Below are 18,142 nucleotides of genomic sequence, written 5' to 3'. Positions count from 1 at the left end.
CCGTGAAATCATTTCAGCAATAATATTTAAAATGAGAGTAGTCATAAAAAGAATAAGCCCTATGGCAAATAACGACTGGTAATGAGTGCTTCCTACCACAGATTCCCCCATTTCTGCGGCGATTGTTGATGTCATCGGCCTGACAGGATCAAGAAAAGATTTTGGTATTACCGCAGCCCCGCCTGCCACCATCAAAACCGTCATCGTTTCACCGACTATTCTGCTCATACCCAGAATTATTGATGTAGAAATGCCCGACCCTGCCGCAGGAATTATTACTTTTGTCAGCGTTTGCCACCTGTTTGCGCCCAACGCAAACGATGCCTCGCGGAAACTTCTAGGTACAAAACTAAGCGCGTCATCAGCAATGCTTGAAATAGTAGGAACAGCCATAATGCCCAAAACGACGCTTGCTGTAAGCGCACAAAGCCCGGTCGGCAAATTGAATAATTTCTGAACAAACGGAGCAACAATAAGCATACCGAAAAAACCAAACACTATAGACGGTATTGCCGCAAGGATTTCAACCATAGGTTTAAGTATTGCTTTTTGGCGGGGACCTGCAAGCTCGTGAATATATAAAGCACTCCCGATTCCTAAAGGCACAGAAACCACCATCGCGCCGACCGTTACCCACACAGAACCAAGAATAATCGGCAGAACTCCATACTCCGGAGGATCATAAGTAGGGTACCAGTTTCTGCCTAGAATGAACTTAAATAATCCCACTTCTTTAAAAAAAGGCACTCCTTCTCTGAACAAGACATAAATTATGCCTACAAGAAATATCAGCGATGAAAATGCGATTACACTAAAAACCCACTTATAGATATTTTCCTTAATTCTTTTCATATTTGTGCGCCTTACACCCCCAAGGTGGCTATGAGGTTGTCGAATGAACTCCTCGGGGGTGGGCATGGTTAACTTAAAAACCCAATCCATCTCCAGGGAGTCTAATTATACCAAAAGTTATCTTAGCGTTTTTACTTCAAATACCTAAGCCAGGTGCAAGGAGGTGTTCCCATTTTTACCTTTCGATGCACCCGGCTAGACACTTTTCCGCTCTTGAGCCGTTCCGTCTTTGCACCCCCGAGGTGGTCATGAGCTTGTCGAATGAATTCCTCGGGGGTGGTTTCGGTCATCAAAACCTGTCCCACCTGCGGGGAGTCCTAAAGGCCACCCCGTAGGTGCTTTTGCCTACTTCAAAGCCACAAACCCCTGTTCTTCAACAATCTTCTGCCCTTCAGCGCTTAAAATAAACTCAATAAAATCCTTTGCAAGACCCTTTGCCGGCCCGTCAGTGTACATAAATAACGGCCGAGAATAAGGATATTTTCCTGAAAGAATTGTTTTAGTATTAGCATCAATGCCATTAATCGGAACAGCTTTAACCGTTGAGTTGATGTATCCATGCCCGATATATCCTATCGCACCTGTCGTTTTTGCGACAATTCCTGCAACAGCCTGGTTGGATGCCTGCATCAAGGCATCTGAACGGACCTTTTTTCCGCTAAGAGCAAGTGTTCCGAAGGCTTCAAATGTTCCGGATGCAGAGTCGCGGGAAATTACCACAATTTTTTGGTTTGCGCCGCCGGCTTTAGACCAGTAAGATATTTTACCCGTAAAAATATCTTCAATTTGTTTTTTGCTCAAACCATTAACCATATTTGAAGGGTTTACTATTACCGCTATGCCGTCCATCGCAATAACATTTGCTTTAACATCAATTCCCCTTCCTGCAGCTTTTTGAAGTTCAGCATCTTTTATCGGCCTTGAAGAATTGCAAATATCGCATTTTTTATCTATCAATGAAGCCAGTCCTACACCCGAACCTCCGCCTCGCACGCTGATATCGCCTTCAAACTTCGCCATGAACTCTTCGGCTGCTGCCTGGGCAATGGGAAGCACAGTGGTTGAACCTTCACACACTATCTTTTCCTTTTTCGCTGCAAATGAACTTAAGTTTGCGGCTGAACAAACCATCAAACCTGCTAACAATATTTTTAAAATCTTCATTTTTTCCTCCTCGCCCTTTGGGCGTTTGGTTTTGCCTTTTCTACAAACTATGAACTCATCACTCATTACTCATTACTGCCTTATTAGAACTTATAAACCATATCCACCTGCGCCAGCTGTTTCGGCGTAGTCTTTGTTGCGCCGGTGATTTTGTCCATTGAATAGTAGTCAATACCTAGCACCAAAGATTTCGTTAAACCCATATTGAATATTATTTCGTATCCCTTCTGATTTGTTACGCCGCCGTAAGAATCGGAATCTTCAAGTTTGCTGAGCCAAGCGTTTGTTTCCATATAGCGGTCCAGGTACACCAATTCCCATTTGCCGAATTCCGACACTTTGTCATCGCCGATTTTAATTCCGTAAACATGCCCCTCTTTATCTTTAGTTACTTTCGAATCCCCGTTTGATACCGTATCCCCGTACAGCTTTACACAGTATCCGGCATAGACGTCTGACATTTTCGCTTCCAAACTTATATTAGACGCATTATAATCAAATGCAGGCGTGCCTAAAAAGCTGCTGATCTTCTTACCGTTTACATTAAGCGATTGCACAGCATACGCAGCCTTGATACTGATGTTTGAGGCCGGCATATAGCTTACGCCGGGCTGAATAATGTATGCATCCGGAGCATTTAGGGTAGAACTCTTTTCACCAAATGCAAGCCAGCTGCCATTTAACAGAATACCCAGTTTTTCGTTAATGCTTTTGTTTACATTTACGGCAACACCGTCCGGGTTGATATCCGTATCCCAGAGAAGGTCAGTAGTGTTCCATACTTCCGTTCCCGATTTCATTTTGCCGCCGGTTATAGTAATCCAGCTTACAGGCTCATACTGAAGGTAAGCATAATCAACCATTAACATTGCCTTTCCAAGCCCTGCAAAAGTATGGTTTGTTGAAGTACATTCTGCATCCGAAATAGCATATCCTGAAGTTGAAGATGTCGAAGTAACAAGATCAGTGCTTTCAGATCCCGTAGCGATCCCAAACCCTGCTTTCACATTTTCAACCACTCTTGTTTCGAACCCGGTCCTTAAACGAAGTCGTTCCCTAATTCTCGCGTAAGACTTTGATGAATCCCAGTCAACCTGATGGCGTAATCGCAAGTCGCCTTTAATTGAAAGGTTCTGGATCCATGCAGGCATCGTTTCCGCTTTGCCCATCGCGATTTCTTTTCTTACCGTTTCTTTGGATTCCGTTATGATCTGCTGAGCCTCGCCATATGTTATCAAATTCTTTTCGGCAAGTTTATTCACCAGCATATCAATTTCTGATGCGAATGATACTTTGTTTGACATTAAAACTATGCACGAAATTAAAATCCATAATACTCTTTTCATTTTTTCCTCCTTAATTCGTTTTCGAATCTACTACTAATTACTCATCACTAATTACTAATTTCTATTCTAATGCCCTCCCCGGGAACACCAATTTTTTTCCGACCAATTTCGCTTGATTACAGGAATAGTATAGAAAAGTAGTGTTAAGGTTTAATAAAGGAATTGTTAAGATTATGTTAATCCTGAGCTAAGCCGAAGGATTAAGTTTTTGTTAAGGATGTTTAGAGATTCTTAGGGTTGAATCGGAAGAGTGACTGTAAACTTCGTTCCGAGGCCGAGGGTGCTCTCTACATCTACGGTCCCGTGGTGAAGCATGGCGATATGTTTAACTATTGCAAGGCCGAGGCCTGTCCCGCTCAACTAATCTTCTAATACTTCAGAAAAAAGATTGTATCCTTCCAAAATACTTTCACAGATCATTTGCACTATATTCTTAAAATCGCCTTCATCGCCTTTGCCTAAAGCCATATAATAAGCGTATCTGTGTTCCACCTTGATAATTGCGGGAGCAAGTCCTTTACTCAAACATTGTGTTAACATTATCAAACGTCCAACCCTTCCGTTGCCATCAAAAAAAGGATGGATCGCTTCAAACTCATAATGGCCTCTGGCGATCTTGCCGATAACATCATCGCCATATTCGTTTACTTTACCAATAAACTTCCCCATTTTAAGTGGCACTTCATGGGCCGAAGGAAGCTTTTTTTCCGTGTTGGTAAGATTTACATAACCGTTCCTGTATTTTCCCGGAAGCTTATTATTGAAATTATACATTACGATTTCGTGAAGTTTAAGGATGTACTCTTTGGTGATCTGGAAATTGGGTTTAATAGTATCCAGAACATACTGTAAAGCATTCCGGTGATTAACAGCCTCAAATACCTCAAACATTTCTTTTCCCGGAACTTTTTCCCCATCAAAAGCTTTTTGAGTCTCTTTTTTGGTCATCCGACTCCCTTCGATGGCATTGGAATCATAAGTCATTTGAAGAAATAAGGTATTCTTTAGTTCTTTATTAGCTTTAAGAAGCTTTATCGGATCCGGGATTTTCTTTTTGAGGTCATATACTACGGTTCTTTGATCCACATACTCTTTAAAAAGCTGATCTATGTCGTTGGATTGCCTCGGATGAGGCTTAACATCTTTATCCAGCCAGCGATAGACAGTTTTATACGGGACTTCCAATTTTTTTGCAAGTTCTGAACGGGATATATTTGTTTCGGCAAGAATTTTAAGCAGCTTTTCCTTGTCTGTTTGCTTGAATTTCATTTTTGTCTTCTCCTTGGCACATAGGACATATATCCTGCGTATTACATCGCTAATAATATACCATATGTCCTATCATATGTCAAGTACTTGTATAAATTATGTCCTATTTTACCGGTAGTGTCACCGTAAACTTGGTTCCGAGGCCGGGGGTGCTTTCGACATCTACACTGCCTTTATGGAGCATCGCGATATGTTTAACTATCACTAGGCCGAGGCCGCTTTTCCTATACAGCCATCCCGGACGCGGTATCTGGGATGGCATCTCACTTTTCCGCTATCACGAGCAGTTCGAATTCGTTTGGCGACGGTTCCGCTTTCCTACTGAAATTGCCGACCGTACAGCCAAATATATCTGTTTTCCTGAAACCCAGCGATTTAAGCATCCAGGTTAGCTCTGAGGGCATATAATAACGCTCATTGGTTTTAAGAATCTTTTTATTTCCCGAATCGTCGCGGATCTTTAAAACGGATTTTTCGCGAAGCTCGGAAATATCAAAAGAAAGCTTTGTTGTGCTGGTTGTAACGGCTCCTTTTTTATAAAACTTTTTAAGCAAATTTACCAGCGGAAAAAGAGCGTTCAATGTTGTAAAAATAAGCTTGCCGCCTTTTTTAAGCGCTTTTGAGCAGTTATAGAGTATGCGGTAGTTCTCTTCGTCCGTTTCCATAAGTGAAAATCCGCCCTCGCAAAGCATAATAACAAGGCCGAACTTATCTTTAAAGCTGAAATTGCGGGCATCCTTTCGCAAAAACTTTACTTTTACCCTGGCGGCTTTGGCTTTTTCGGCAGCGGCCTTTAGTTGAGAAGGTGAAAGATCTATGCCGGTTACTTTATATCCGCGTTTGGCAAGCTCTACGGAATGCCTGCCGGTACCGCAACCCACATCCAGTATTTTTACGCGTTTGTTGCGCTTTATCTCTTTTTCAATAAAACCTACTTCCTGAATGGTCCCTTGTGTGAAAACCTCTTTTTCATAAGTTTTTGCGTAATTAGCAAACAGTTCTTCATACCATTCTTTCATCTCAATTCCCTTTTTGTTTTACACAAACGTACATCGGAAGATTCCCAGGGGTGCTTACCTTATTGGCAATTCTACGGTAAATTTAGTTCCTATTCCCAAAGTGCTTTCAACATCTACAGCCCCGTGGTGAAGCATTGCGATGTGTTTAACGATGGCGAGGCCAAGACCTGTCCCGCCGGACTTTTTTTGCCATAACAGATATCAAGCGAACCATTCAAAAACAACTACTCAAACAATTTTTCTAATGGCATTAATAAAAAATCTTCAAGAGGAATGCCTTCCTTACCAACTAGTAATGTTTTATAAACTTTAAACTCTTTAGAAAAAACTTCCAAACCCTGCAAAGATGTTCTCCTTGCCCCGCTTTTGACTTCAATTGCTATTATTTTTTCCCCATATGATAGGACAAAATCCACTTCCCTGTTTCGGCCACTCCAATAAAATACTTTTATATCTTTGCCTTTTGTCTCGTTAATGAGTTTTTGACCGATACAAGATTCAACCATTCGCCCCCATTTTTCCGGTACAGACCTTATTTCAGAAAAATTTGCGCCTAAATGTGCACTGAACAAAGCGTTATCCATAACCTGAAGCTTTGGGCTTGAAGATTTTTGCCGGACCTTTTGCATAGAAAACTTCTCTAATCCGGCAATAAGCCCCGCTTGCTCCAAAAGCCTGAGGTAATGAGCAACTGTTATAGTATTGCCTGCATCTTGCAGTTGCCCGAGCATTTTCTGATAAGATAATATACGGCCTGAATAATTACAGCCAAGGTCAAACACCCTCCTTAAAAGAGCAGGTTTATCTACCCTTGTCATCATAAGAATATCTTTTGAAATTGCGGTTTCTACCAATGAATCTATAATGTAGTTTCTCCACCTATTTTCTTCTTTTATCAAACCCGCCGAACCGGGATACCCTCCAAAAAATATATATTCATCCAAGGTAAACCCGAAAGCGTCTTTCATTTCTTCATAAGGCCAGTGCATTAGATAAGAAATTTCAAATCTTCCGGCAAGGCTTTCTGTAAGGCCTTTTTGAAGCAATAACTGAGATGAACCAAGCAAAATTACAAGGATATTATTTTTCCTTGCTGTGTCTTCTTCCCACAACTTTTTCACTTTTTCGGACCAGGCAGGTATTTTTTGTATCTCATCAAGGACCAATAGAACTTTTCTATTTTCTGTACTTGCCTTTGTACGCGTTACCTCCCACTGCTGTTCTATCCATGCATCCGAATTTACCCCAACAGCATCAGCGGAAGCATAGTGGCTTTGGAAATCCAAATGCTCTATTACCTGCCTTACAAGTGTTGTTTTACCTATCTGTCTCGGCCCTACAAGGACTTGGATAAACTTCCTCTGTTCATTAATCCTATTGAAAAATGAATTAAATATCTTTCTTTTATACAATTTGCTCACCTCTGTGAGTGATTATACTCATAATAATGAGTTTTGTCAAGTATTATAATTTTTTGGTGTCAAGCGCTCTTGCGGTAATCGCCTAAAGTTTTGATGCGATCATATATGTTAATCCCTCATAATTTGATACGATTATTTTATCGGCAAAGACACTGTAAATTTCGTGCCGATGCTGAGGGTGCTTTCCACATCTACAGCCCCGTGGTGAAGCATTGCGATGTGTTTAACGATGGCGAGGCCAAGACCTGTCCCGCCGGACTTTTTTGAGCGGCCTCTATCCGCGACATAAAAGCGCTCAAAAACTCTTGGCAGGTGTTCTTTGGGGATGCCGATTCCTGTATCTTCAACTGTGACTATAATTTTATTTTCAAGTAAAGAAAGATTAATGCTAATCTTCCCCTTGTCAGTATATTTCACGGCATTGTCAATTAGATTTACAAAAAGTTGTTCAAGTCTGAATATATCGCCTGAAATATGCGGAAGCTTTGCATCGCTGTTTACTTTAACCTGAAGCTTTTTCTCTGAAATTTTCGGCTGAAACATGCTAACCACATCATCAATGAGTTTTTCAAGGTCAACCTCTCCTGATTCAAGCGATAATTTCTTTTCTTCTAGTTCTGAAAGCGTTAAAAGATCGGCTACGATATTGATGAGCCTTTCTGCATGTTTCTTTATTATCCCCAGGTAACGCTTATTAGCTTCGGATACATCGCCTTCCATTGTTTCCACAAATCCTTTGATAGCGGTAAGCGGCGTCCTTAATTCATGGGAAACATTGGCAACAAAATCTCTTTTTATTTTTTCAAGGTTTCTTTCGGCAGTTATGTTATGCATAATTACCACCGTATCACCGCTTGCCGAAAGCGCGGAAATACTGATAAGAAAAGTGTTGCCGGAAAATTCCATTTCCCCAAATGAGTTCACCTTCGTTTCATGCGCGGTTTTAACAAGCTGTTCAAATCCGGTATCGCGGAAATATTCCCAATAATAACGCCCTTCACAGCCCGTATCTTTTACGGTTTCTTTGAACCGTTTATTTGCAAGCGTTATTTTGCCGTCTTTTGAGAAAACAAACAGTTCTTCGTACAATGAAGATATCAGAGCATCCAGTTTCTGAGTGCGATCAGTCAAACCCAAAAAGAGAGATTCTATTTTTTCGGCCATACTGTTAAAAGTATCTGATAGCTCCTTAGTTTCAGAATATTCAAGCCCCGCATGAACCCGGGCGCTGAAATCGCCTGAGGCAAGTATATGGGCTGCATTACGCATTTCAATTATTGGGCGAACCAATCGACGGAATACTAAAAACCCGGATACCAATGCAATAATTATTACAAATAAAGTTAAAAGGACAATTTTATATTCAAGCACATTAATAAGAGTGTTTATACTGCTCAGTGCTCGAGATACCCTTAAGACACCTTCTATTTCACCATTCTTTTTGATAGGTACGGCAGCATACAACATGTCTTTCTGAAGAGTTTTGCTGAAGCGAACAGCAGTTCCGGTATTTCCCTTTAGAGCTTCAGCAACTTCTGGCCTTGATTTATGGTTAACCATTTCTGACTGGTCTTTTTGGGTATCAAAAATTACTGTTCCGTCAGGCGAGATAACGGTGATCCGTTCCTGAAGTTGTTCATCAAGTTTAGCAAGATAGGGTTTAAGGTCTTTTGTTCTGAAAAGCGGAGTTACTGATAAATTCAGAGCATTTACCACATTTACAAGATCGCGCCCAACCGCTTTAACATAAGTGTATCTAATTTCTATATATGTGACTAGAAGTATCAAACCTGAAAGGATCAGCGTAACAGTAAGAAAGCCTGAATAGAGTTTAAAAAAAATTCTTTTTTTCATTCTTCTAATTTATAACCGACTCCGTGAATGCTTTTTATAAGCTTTCCAGCGGACATAAGTTTTTTGCGCAAATGCCTAATATGAACATCTACCGTTCTATCCACTACCACTATTTCTTCCCCCCAGACATAGTCCAGTATTTTTTCCCTTGGAAACACATATCCCCTTTTGGATAAAAGGAGTTCCAATATCTTAAATTCGGTTACCGTAAGATTTACGGGTTTCCTTGCAATAAGAACCGAATGCTTTTCTTTGTCAATTTCAATTAAATCTTTTGATTTCTTTTTTCTTTCTTCACTCTTTTGCTGGCCGCGGCGAAGCACAGCTTTAACACGCGCAACCAGTTCTCTTGGCGAAAAAGGTTTTGTTATATAATCATCAGCGCCAATCTCAAGGCCGAGAATTTTATCGGTTTCTTCAGCTTTTGCAGTAAGCATTATGATAGGAATTTTTGAAAACTGATCTTCTCTTTTTAAATTTTTACATAGTTCAAGGCCGTCGGCATCAGGGAGCATGAGATCAAGAATAATAAGGTCAGGTAAGTTTTTTCTAATTGAAAGCAGAAAAGGTTTGGCTTCGTGGAAAACTTTAGTTTTATATCCGCTTTTGGAAAGATTTACTGCTATTAATTCTGCAATATCTTCTTCATCTTCAACTATGGCAATGAAATTGTTCATAGAAACCTATTTGTAGATAATTACAGCTGAAGCGATGACCCATAAAAGAATATTTACAAGCAACGGCTTGTCAGAAACCAATATTTTTTCGGGGTTCCCGCCTTCTCCCTTTTTGTGGACAAGGTAAAGATAGCGTAAAATTCCGTATAAAACAAACGGGATGGTAAAAATTAGATTTTCCGTTCCAAACTTGTAAACTGTTTCGGGTGATATAGTATAAAGCGTATAACAAATAATGGTAAACGCCGTAACGACAGAAATCATCTGATCTAACAAATATGTGGAGCTATATTCATCAAGGACTTTTCTGTGCTGGCGCGCCCCTTTTGCCAAAATCTCTATTTCATGACGGCGTTTTACTAAAGCCAGAAAAAGAGAAATAGCTATTGTTGAAATAATCAACCATTTTGAAATTTCAACATCTATAACTTCAGCACCCGCAATTACTCTTAGCACAAAGCCAGCCGCAATAAAAAAAACATCAAGAATAACTTCTTTCTTAAAATAAAAAGAATATCCCAGCTGAATTATTAAATAAATCAATGCCGCCCAGAAAAAATTCACATTAAGTATAAGAGAAACGCCCAGAGAAATCACTATTAAAATTAAGGCGCCGCCTAAAGCCATGTTTATCTGCAATTTACCCGAGGCAATCGGCCTTTTTGCCTTTAGAGGATGCTTTTTATCTTGTTCCTTGTCAAAAATATCGTTAATTATATATACCGCTCCTGATAAAAGACAAAATACTATAAATGCACTGATTGCAACGCTAAGCATTCCTATATCAAAAAAATTCTTTGAAAATAAAATTCCGGCAAAAATAAACAGATTTTTTATCCACTGCTTGGGACGCATGCTTTCAAAAAAGTTTTTAAATACTTTCATAATACCCCTTTTAAACGTTAATTCGTTCTTTTAATTTTTTCAAATCATTCACAACACTGTATGGAACCTTTATTGTTCCCATCAATGCGGATTCCTGGCCGTACGGCCCGTGACAATCCGAGCCGCCGGTTGAAATCAAATGCAGATCATTGGCAATTTGCTTAAAAGTCCGGATTGAAGAAGGCGAATGCCTGCTGTGCCAGACTTCTATTCCTTCAAGCCCTGCCGTGATAAGGTCTTTTATCAGTTCACGGTTGCTGTAATGCATATAGTAAGGATGCGCTAAAACCGCTATGCCGCCGGCATCTTTAATCATTTTTATTCCGTCTTCAGGCGAAAGTTTATATTTCGGCACATATGCCGGTTTATCCACGCTAAGATATTTTTGAAATACTTCCTGAATACTTTTGGCAAAACCTGATTCAACAATAGCCTTTGCAAAATGAAGCCTGCCGATAGTCCCTTCTCCGGAAATCCGTTCTAACACTTCTTTCTTAATTGAAATACCGATCCCTTCCAGCTTCTTAAATATTTTTTCGGCTCTTTCATGCCGCGCTTTTCTAAATACTTTCAAGAATTCATTGAATTTATTATCTTTCCAGTCCATGTAATAACCGAGTATATGCATTTCACTTCCCTGTTGATTTTCAACCTCGCAAGAAAGTTCAACGCCGGGAATAATTTCAAGATTTTTCTTTTTCCCTTCTTCTAAAGCAAAAGGGATTCCGTCAACTGTATCGTGATCGGTTATACTAATGGCAGATAAACCGGCTTCCTTTGCAAAATCTACCGCTTCCTTAGGGGTGAATGTCCCATCCGAAAAATTTGTATGTACATGTAAATCTACGTATATTTCATCCATTCTTATTTCCAGAAATTAGTAATTTGTGATTAGTAATTTGAAAAGTCTTAACTAATTACTATGAACTAATAACCAATCACTTCTGTTAAAGCAGTTCAGCCGCAAGCGAGGCTAGTTCGGACCGTTCGCTTTTGGCAAAATTTAAATGCCCGAATATTTTTTGGCCTTTAAATCGTTCCACAATATATGTCAGCCCGTTTGAAGACGCATCCAGGTAAGGATTGTCAATCTGATAAGGATCCCCGGTTAAAACAATCTTTGTTCCTGCTCCTGCCCGCGAAATTATGGTTTTAACTTCATGCGGCGTAAGGTTTTGGGCATCGTCAATAATTATATACTGGTTCGGCAAAGACCTTCCCCGTATAAAGGTTAATGATTCTATTTCAATTTGTCCGGTAGTAAAAAAATACTGAATTTTTTCTTCAGTTTTTTCATCCGTATGATTCCTGTCAACCAAAAATTCTAAATTATCGTGAATCGCGCCCATCCAGGAAGTTAGTTTTTCCTCTTTTGTGCCGGGAAGAAATCCGATATCCCTGCCCATAGGTATTACGGGCTTAGCTATAAAGAGCCTTCTAAACTGTCTTTCTTCAACAGTTTTTTGCAGGCCGCAAGCTAAAGCCAGCAAAGTTTTACCCGCGCCGGGGATTCCGACCAGAGTAACAAGACTTACATCATTACAAAGGAGAAGCTCCATCGCAAAACGCTGTTCCATATTTAAAGCTTTTAATCCCCACGGAGTTGCATTTATATGAAAAAGAGGGATCAAGGCTTTGTCCGATACGCTATATTTTGCTAACGCGCTTTTTGTGGAACCATTTTCCGATTTAATTAATAATCCTTCATTCGGATTATAACCATTTTTTACCACTAATTTCCCGTTTTTATAAAAATCGTCAATTTTTTCTGCCGGAAGTTTTATTTCCCGCCATCCGGAATATAATTCTTCAATTTTCACTTTTTCTTTTTCATAGTCCTGCGTTTCAATCCCGAGAGCCTCGGCTTTAATTCTTAAATTTATATCTTTGGTAATAAATACGACAGTTTCACCTTTTTTCTGAAGCATCTGGGCAATTCCAAGAATATGATGATCAATTTTGTTAAAAACAAATTCGTTTGGTAAATCTACTTGATGGTCAAGTTCTATCCTGAGAACCATCGGTATAATTACCTTGCTGTTTTTGAAAGAATTCATAGCTTCAGGATCATGCAATAATACATTGGTATCCAAAACAAACGTTTTCAACGCTTTTCTCCTTTGAACTGAAACTCCGCCGTGAGAAGAGACTGTGTCATATTCCCGTTTGCTGTCATCCCGAACTTGCCTGCCCGCCTTGGGTGGGATTCGGGATCTCGTCATGGCCGGAATACAGGATGCTGAAATAAATTCAGCATGACAAAAGGGGCTAATTTTAGCGGTTATGCCACAGTCTCAGAAGCCGGGGGTTTTCCCTGCCCGCCGGCAGGCGCGGTGCGAATCTGAACAACTTTTTTTGTTAACGTCTTTTTGAAAAATAGGTTACTCGTTCCACCATCGGCTTGATATAAGTTCTTCCTTCCATTGCTGGTCTTGGATTTTTAATTTTGTTTCATCAATCGGTTCCGTAATAAATATCAACTGATTTTCTGAAAGATTTATCGCGTGTTGGTTAAGCATTCTTTTGCTTTCAGCATCAATTATCGGAAGGACGGTTGGGCGCGAGGGCATCCCTCTGTTTACAGAAACAACTTTTGCGATTTGATCAGTATTAAGCCGAACAAAACTTCCGGGAGGAAACAGAGATATTTTATCAACAAAAACCTTAATTATATCCGCATCAAAATCGTGAACGGCAAAATAAAGCATAGTCCTGAGCGCTTCATGAGGCAGCAGGCTTTTCTCAAATTTATTGTTTTGCATAAGCGCCTGCATTGTCTTTAATGTCGGATACGGAAGAAAACGATCCCTATACGAACGGGCATGTGTTATAGCTTCATAAACTTCGGCAACAAAAATTATACGAGAAAATTCATATTCCTCGCTGAGAGTAGAAGATATGGAATTACTAGGGCCTGTTTTGAACAATTCAATTCTATCCATAATACCTTGGAGCAGTTCCTGCAAGTCTTCGCTCATCCAAAGAAAATTCCTGACCATTTCCTGTCCGAAAGATTTATGTTCCTTTATTTTTTCAAGCTCATCTTTTTTTAAGGACCCGTTTTTGGAGGCTATATCCATCACCCTTACCATGCCAATATTTTTCAATGCGGCGCAAGTCCCGAGCCTTTCAAGCTTATCAACATTAAATTTTAAACCATCTCCGATAATAATTGAAAAAATTGAGACATTAACACAATGACCGTATAAATAAGCATCTTGAGTGGATTTATCGGCAAGAGCAATAATTTCCTGATTTCCCCCGCGAATAAGGTTTACCAAATCTGAAATATAAGTCAATCCTTTTTGGGATGTTTTCGCTTTTTGGATATTTGAAATGAATTCTCTGATTTCTTTTATTGCTTGCGAATAAACTTTTTCGGCAGGAGAAAGCTCTTTTTCCTTTTTGGCGGTTTGAGCAACTTGTTTTTGAAGAGATTTTTTATCGGATTTAATAGTATTTTTCATTTAAAATTAACTCTTGAGCCATAAGCTCTATTAGACAAGGGACGCAATAAAACTAGTTCTTATCTGATTGGCTTCGATTACATTTATTTTGGAAAACTTTTTATCTTTTCTGGTAACTGCTAACTGGTCACTGTTTTCTGAAAAAGCGGGAGACGGGGATCCTTCTCCCCCAAGTGATCTAAAGGATTGGGCTCTCACCATCTCGTGCCCGCCGCCCTCGTTTATTCCCCGTTTCATCGGGGCGTTCCCACCTTCGCTAAACGCGTCATCAAAAAAACACGGCTATCCGCCGTATTGATGACTCAGCTTCGGCGGGCAAGCGGGTCGGCGGAGTTTATCCGCCCTAGGCGGAATTCCCTCCTTATCAAAACTAACAGCGGGCGATGGGAATCGAACCCACATCTCTTGCTTGGGAAGCAAGGGTTTTACCACTAGACTACGCCCGCAAATAAATAAAAAAGAACCCAAATCTAATAAATTTTATCTCTTTTTTCACTACATGTCAAATTCATAAATATAATTGAATTTACTGCTTGTTTTTAAGTTTCCATTCCAAATAAGATGAAATGAATGAGTCTATTTCCCCGTCCATAACTATTTCAACCTGCGGAACTTCCTGCCCTGTACGATGATCTTTTACAAGCTGATACGGCATAAAAACATAAGACCTTATCTGGTTTCCCCAGGCAATTTCCCCTTTTTCATTGTAATGTCTTTCCAGAGCTTTCCTTTTCTTTTCCTGTTCAAGTTCATACAATTTTGATTTTAAAAGCTTCATCGCTGTAATTCTATTTTTAAGTTGAGACCTTTCTTTTTGAGACTGCACCACAATATTAGTAGGTATATGTGTTATTCTGACAGCGGAATCAGTTTTGTTGAGATATTGCCCCCCGTGCCCCGATGCCCTGTAGGTATCAACACGGATATCCTTTTCTTCAATCGTTATATCTATATCTTCTTCAATCTCCGGTAAAACATCCACTGATGCAAAAGACGTGTGCCTCCTTTTATTTGCGTCAAAAGGCGAGATTCTTACTAGACGATGAACTCCAAGTTCCGATTGAAGCAGCCCGTAAGCGTACTCTCCTTCAATAAAAAAAGTCACGCTTTTTATTCCCGCCTCATCTCCGGAAAGAATATCCACTATTTCTATCGGAAAACCTTTCTTCTCAGCCCATCTTTTATACATTCTAAGAAGCATTTCTGCCCAGTCACAGGATTCCGTGCCTCCTGCGCCGGCGTGAATAGAAACAATGGCATTATTTCTGTCAAACCCGCCGGAAAGCTTTGTTTCAATTTCAAGCAATTTAATTTTTTCGTTTATTTTGCCGCTATCGTTTTCAACTTCTTTACGGGCATTATCATTATTTTCTTCTTCGGCAAGCTGCTTTAAAACGAAAAGGTCAGATATCTCTTTTGACAGGTCATTCCAGCATTTTACGTCATCCTTAATGTGATTCAGGCGGGACATTACACTTTTAGCTTTATTTTGATCATTCCAAAAATCAGGTTTTGATATTACTTTCTCAAGATCTTCTATTTCTTTTATCTTTTTATCTATTTCAAAGAGACCCCCTTAAACTGTCAATCTTTTCTTTTAATTTTTCAATCATATTTACCTCGCTATGGATATAATTCTTTCTTTTTTATGCTTAAGATCATTATTAAAACAATAAAACCTATACACGCGAGAGCAAAAATATCTCCGTAGTTGGAATAAAAAGTTTTTATACTGGACGGTTTTTCGTCATAAACAAAATAGTCTTCCGTAAATAATACGGTTCTCTTCATTATTTTTCCCCGCGCGCCTATTATGCCCGAAACACCCGTATTGCCGCACACTATAACAGGTCTTCTATTTTCAACTGCACGGAAAACGTTCATTATAAAATGCTGGTCCGCGGCAGCAGACTTAAAAAACCAGGCATCGTTTGTTTGGTTTACAAGTATCTGTGCCCCGTTTTGTACAAATTTCCTGACAATACTCCCAAAGAAATTTTCAGAACATATTGTTGTCCCGAAAGAAATATTTTTTATTATGAAAGGCTTTGAATCCTGCGCGCTGGAAAAATCCCCGAGTGTATTTAGAACGCCAAAAAAAGGCTCAAAGATTTTTCTTAACGGAACATATTCCCCGAAAGGCACCAGATGATTTTTTCTGTGTATTCCTTCTATCTTACCTTCAGGATTAAACAGAATAGTTGAATTGTAGTATTTACTGCCGTCAAAATACGGAGACCCGATTATGTGATAGGTTTTACTCTCTTTGATTAGATTTTCTACCCAATTTTTGAGAAAAATGTCAGTTGTCAGGTATCCCGGAACCGACGTTTCGGGCCATATTATGACATCCGGTTTTTCTAGAGATACTTTTTTTACAAGATTAGTGTATATATTAATAATTTCATTCTGATAAGAAATATTCCATTTCTTATACTGGTCAATATTTCCTTGCAGAACAGCAACTTTAATTTTAGTATCAGAAACATATGTTTTTTTGAAAACCCCCATTCCGGCTGCCGAAATAACTATGGGCACCGTTAGGAAAAACGCCAACATTAATATTTTTCTTGTTTTGATATAGTGAAAAAGAAAAGCATTGCATAAAATTATTAGAAATGATACGCCATAAACTCCTGTGTACTCTGAAATCTGTATCAAAGGCAGATATCGCCATTGTGAATACCCCAAAAGTGCCCAGGGAAATCCGGACAAAAAATACGTTCTTCCGTATTCCAGCGCCACCCATAAAGCAGCCGCAAAAAAACAAAATATCCATTTGGAAAAATATTTCTTAATATATTTGCATAATAAAGCCCACAAAACATAATAAATTGACAAATATGACGCCAGCATAAATAAGCAGAGAAATGCCTGTATCCATGATTTAGTGTTAAACTTTATCATCGGATAAATCCAGTAAAATATCCCGATGTTTGCCGTCAATCCCGCAATAAACACAAACAAAACTAAAGACAAATCTTTTTCCTGTTTAATAAGGAAAAACAGCGGAACAAATGCTAACCAGATAAGAAAAAAAAGATTAAAATACGGAAAAGACAAAAAGATCAGTATTCCGCTCAACAATACTAAAAAGATGTTTTTAAGGGTTTTATTATTTTTCATTGGAAGGTTTCTTTGGTAATTAGTGATTGGTAATGAGATAATGATTAAGACATTTTCATTTATTATACTTAAAAAATTTTATTACTAATTTCCAATTACTAATCACTAATTACTGTTGTTTCTTGAGTCCTTCAGATAAAATTATAGCTTCTGCGATTTCTCTCATTGTGCGGCGCAGATTCATCGCTTGTTTTTGTATAAAATGAAATGCTTCGTCTTCTCCGATTTGCCTTTCTTTCATCAAAACACCTTTTGCCCTTTCAATAACTTTTCTTGTTTCAAGCGCTTCTTTTGCGCTTTCATATTCTTCCAAAAGATTCGTATTTTCTATTGCGATTGCTGATTGGTTTGCTATTGTTTGAAGAGTGGCAATTTCCTCATCCGAAAACATATGTTCTTTTGTCGTGTAGCAGTTTATTACTCCTATACGCTTATCTTTAATCAGCATGGGCACAGCAAGCATAGATTTGAGCCCCTCTTTTTTTGCAATCTCAGGGTAATTATACCCGGACTCTTTTGTTACATCAACAGATATTACGGGTTTTTTTATTTCAAGAGCTTTGCCGGAAAGAGATTCTCCCACTTTAATAGCCGGTTTTTTCCGGTACTCGTCAGAAAGGCTCTGCGTAGCGGCAATTTTAAGTTCCTGAGTTTTATCGTTATAGAGCAGTAAAGAAGATATTTTTGAGTTCATTGTCTGGGCAGTCATCGTTACAATCAGCTGTAATATTTCCTGTAAATAATTATCCGACACCATGCTGCTTGAAAGCCGAGAGATTGTCTCAAGCTGTTTTGTTCTTTTTTCTGTCGTATGCATAAAACGCAGTTTTTCTATCGCAAAAGCGATTTGGCTTGCGATGCTGTTTAAAAGACGTATTAAACTTTTGCTGAATACCCTTGATCTTCTGTTGAAAAGATTTATAACGCCTATTGTTTCTCCTTTTAAAATAATAGGAACGGAAAGAAAAGCTTCAAATTTATCTTCAGGAACATTTTGAAATGACTTAAATCTTGCATCCCTGTAAGCGTTTTTAGATAATGCCGCGGCTTTTCTGTGCTGAG

At 39.1% G+C, this 18,142-nt stretch carries 16 protein-coding genes, 1 tRNA gene and 3 pseudogenes; all 20 read right to left on the bottom strand.

From position 1 onward, the window contains the following. The coding region (pstC, locus tag NT145_01620; protein MCX5781391.1) for a phosphate ABC transporter permease subunit PstC at positions 1 to 852 on the bottom strand (852 nt) is incomplete at its 3' end. Positions 853 to 1,197: 345 nt separating this feature from the next. Further along, entirely contained in the window at positions 1,198 to 2,016 is an 819-nt protein-coding gene (locus NT145_01615; GenBank protein MCX5781390.1) for a phosphate ABC transporter substrate-binding protein, read from the bottom strand. An 83-nt stretch (positions 2,017 to 2,099) separates the two neighbouring features. Beyond that, entirely contained in the window at positions 2,100 to 3,362 is a 1,263-nt protein-coding gene (locus tag NT145_01610) for a putative porin (protein ID MCX5781389.1), read from the bottom strand. Positions 3,363 to 3,593: 231 nt separating this feature from the next. Further along, positions 3,594 to 3,716, bottom strand: a pseudogene (locus NT145_01605) (ATP-binding protein). A 6-nt stretch (positions 3,717 to 3,722) separates the two neighbouring features. Beyond that, positions 3,723 to 4,253, bottom strand: coding sequence for a Fic family protein (locus NT145_01600; protein MCX5781388.1), 531 nt, complete (start codon positions 4,251 to 4,253; stop codon positions 3,723 to 3,725). A 481-nt stretch (positions 4,254 to 4,734) separates the two neighbouring features. Further along, positions 4,735 to 4,851: pseudogene (locus tag NT145_01595) on the bottom strand (ATP-binding protein). A 43-nt stretch (positions 4,852 to 4,894) separates the two neighbouring features. Next, on the bottom strand, positions 4,895 to 5,650 hold the full coding sequence (locus NT145_01590) for a methyltransferase domain-containing protein (GenBank protein ID MCX5781387.1): 756 nt from the start codon (positions 5,648 to 5,650) through the stop codon (positions 4,895 to 4,897). Positions 5,651 to 5,704: 54 nt separating this feature from the next. Continuing rightward, a pseudogene (locus NT145_01585) lies at positions 5,705 to 5,836 on the bottom strand (ATP-binding protein). A 38-nt stretch (positions 5,837 to 5,874) separates the two neighbouring features. Then, a complete protein-coding gene (locus NT145_01580; GenBank protein ID MCX5781386.1) occupies positions 5,875 to 7,062 on the bottom strand; it encodes an AAA family ATPase in 1,188 nt (395 codons plus the stop codon). A 141-nt stretch (positions 7,063 to 7,203) separates the two neighbouring features. Next, positions 7,204 to 8,925, bottom strand: coding sequence for an ATP-binding protein (locus NT145_01575; protein MCX5781385.1), 1,722 nt, complete (start codon positions 8,923 to 8,925; stop codon positions 7,204 to 7,206). Beyond that, entirely contained in the window at positions 8,922 to 9,602 is a 681-nt protein-coding gene (locus NT145_01570; GenBank protein ID MCX5781384.1) for a response regulator, read from the bottom strand. Before NT145_01570 ends, NT145_01575 begins: the two co-directional genes overlap by 4 nt. A 6-nt stretch (positions 9,603 to 9,608) precedes the next feature. Beyond that, complete coding sequence (locus NT145_01565; protein ID MCX5781383.1) at positions 9,609 to 10,487, bottom strand: decaprenyl-phosphate phosphoribosyltransferase; 879 nt, start codon at positions 10,485 to 10,487, stop codon at positions 9,609 to 9,611. A 10-nt stretch (positions 10,488 to 10,497) separates the two neighbouring features. After that, entirely contained in the window at positions 10,498 to 11,349 is an 852-nt protein-coding gene (locus NT145_01560) for a PHP domain-containing protein (GenBank protein ID MCX5781382.1), read from the bottom strand. An 85-nt stretch (positions 11,350 to 11,434) separates the two neighbouring features. Then, entirely contained in the window at positions 11,435 to 12,595 is a 1,161-nt protein-coding gene (locus tag NT145_01555) for a PhoH family protein (protein MCX5781381.1), read from the bottom strand. Between the two features lie 273 nt (positions 12,596 to 12,868). Then, positions 12,869 to 13,954: a hypothetical protein gene (locus NT145_01550; GenBank protein ID MCX5781380.1), complete on the bottom strand. Its 1,086-nt coding sequence runs from the start codon at positions 13,952 to 13,954 to the stop codon at positions 12,869 to 12,871. A gap of 30 nt (positions 13,955 to 13,984) precedes the next feature. Further along, complete coding sequence (locus NT145_01545) at positions 13,985 to 14,191, bottom strand: hypothetical protein (GenBank protein MCX5781379.1); 207 nt, start codon at positions 14,189 to 14,191, stop codon at positions 13,985 to 13,987. A gap of 138 nt (positions 14,192 to 14,329) precedes the next feature. Further along, positions 14,330 to 14,400, bottom strand: a tRNA-Gly gene (locus NT145_01540). An 80-nt stretch (positions 14,401 to 14,480) separates the two neighbouring features. Then, positions 14,481 to 15,585, bottom strand: a protein-coding gene (prfB, locus tag NT145_01535; GenBank protein ID MCX5781378.1) for a peptide chain release factor 2 whose coding sequence is annotated in 2 segments (ribosomal slippage) — positions 14,481 to 15,518 and positions 15,520 to 15,585 — 1,104 coding nt in all. Because the reading frame shifts where the segments join, the coding sequence is not laid out codon by codon here. Then, entirely contained in the window at positions 15,578 to 17,080 is a 1,503-nt protein-coding gene (gene lnt, locus NT145_01530) for an apolipoprotein N-acyltransferase (GenBank protein ID MCX5781377.1), read from the bottom strand. The genes prfB and lnt overlap by 8 nt, the downstream gene beginning before the upstream one ends. A 109-nt stretch (positions 17,081 to 17,189) precedes the next feature. Beyond that, a partial coding sequence (locus tag NT145_01525) for a GAF domain-containing protein (GenBank protein ID MCX5781376.1) occupies positions 17,190 to 18,142 on the bottom strand: 953 nt, incomplete at its 5' end.

It is taken from the genome of Elusimicrobiota bacterium (assembly GCA_026388075.1).
Taxonomy (GTDB): domain Bacteria; phylum Elusimicrobiota; class Endomicrobiia; order Endomicrobiales; family JAPLKN01; genus JAPLKN01.
Note: the sequence above shows the minus strand (reverse complement) of the source record. Positions and strands in the feature narration are given on the sequence as shown.

Excerpts from the sequence above, each read along its gene's own strand:
- NT145_01615 (MCX5781390.1), bottom strand. The coding sequence starts at position 2,016 with ATGAAGATTTTAAAAATATTGTTAGCAGGTTTGATGGTTTGTTCAGCC.
- NT145_01610 (MCX5781389.1), bottom strand. The coding sequence starts at position 3,362 with ATGAAAAGAGTATTATGGATTTTAATTTCGTGCATAGTTTTAATGTCA.
- NT145_01600 (MCX5781388.1), bottom strand. The coding sequence starts at position 4,253 with ATGTTTGAGGTATTTGAGGCTGTTAATCACCGGAATGCTTTACAGTAT.
- NT145_01590 (MCX5781387.1), bottom strand. The coding sequence starts at position 5,650 with ATGAAAGAATGGTATGAAGAACTGTTTGCTAATTACGCAAAAACTTAT.
- NT145_01575 (MCX5781385.1), bottom strand. The coding sequence starts at position 8,925 with ATGAAAAAAAGAATTTTTTTTAAACTCTATTCAGGCTTTCTTACTGTT.
- NT145_01570 (MCX5781384.1), bottom strand. The coding sequence starts at position 9,602 with ATGAACAATTTCATTGCCATAGTTGAAGATGAAGAAGATATTGCAGAA.
- NT145_01565 (MCX5781383.1), bottom strand. The coding sequence starts at position 10,487 with ATGAAAGTATTTAAAAACTTTTTTGAAAGCATGCGTCCCAAGCAGTGG.
- NT145_01560 (MCX5781382.1), bottom strand. The coding sequence starts at position 11,349 with ATGGATGAAATATACGTAGATTTACATGTACATACAAATTTTTCGGAT.
- NT145_01550 (MCX5781380.1), bottom strand. The coding sequence starts at position 13,954 with ATGAAAAATACTATTAAATCCGATAAAAAATCTCTTCAAAAACAAGTT.
- NT145_01545 (MCX5781379.1), bottom strand. The coding sequence starts at position 14,191 with ATGAAACGGGGAATAAACGAGGGCGGCGGGCACGAGATGGTGAGAGCC.
- lnt (MCX5781377.1), bottom strand. The coding sequence starts at position 17,080 with ATGAAAAATAATAAAACCCTTAAAAACATCTTTTTAGTATTGTTGAGC.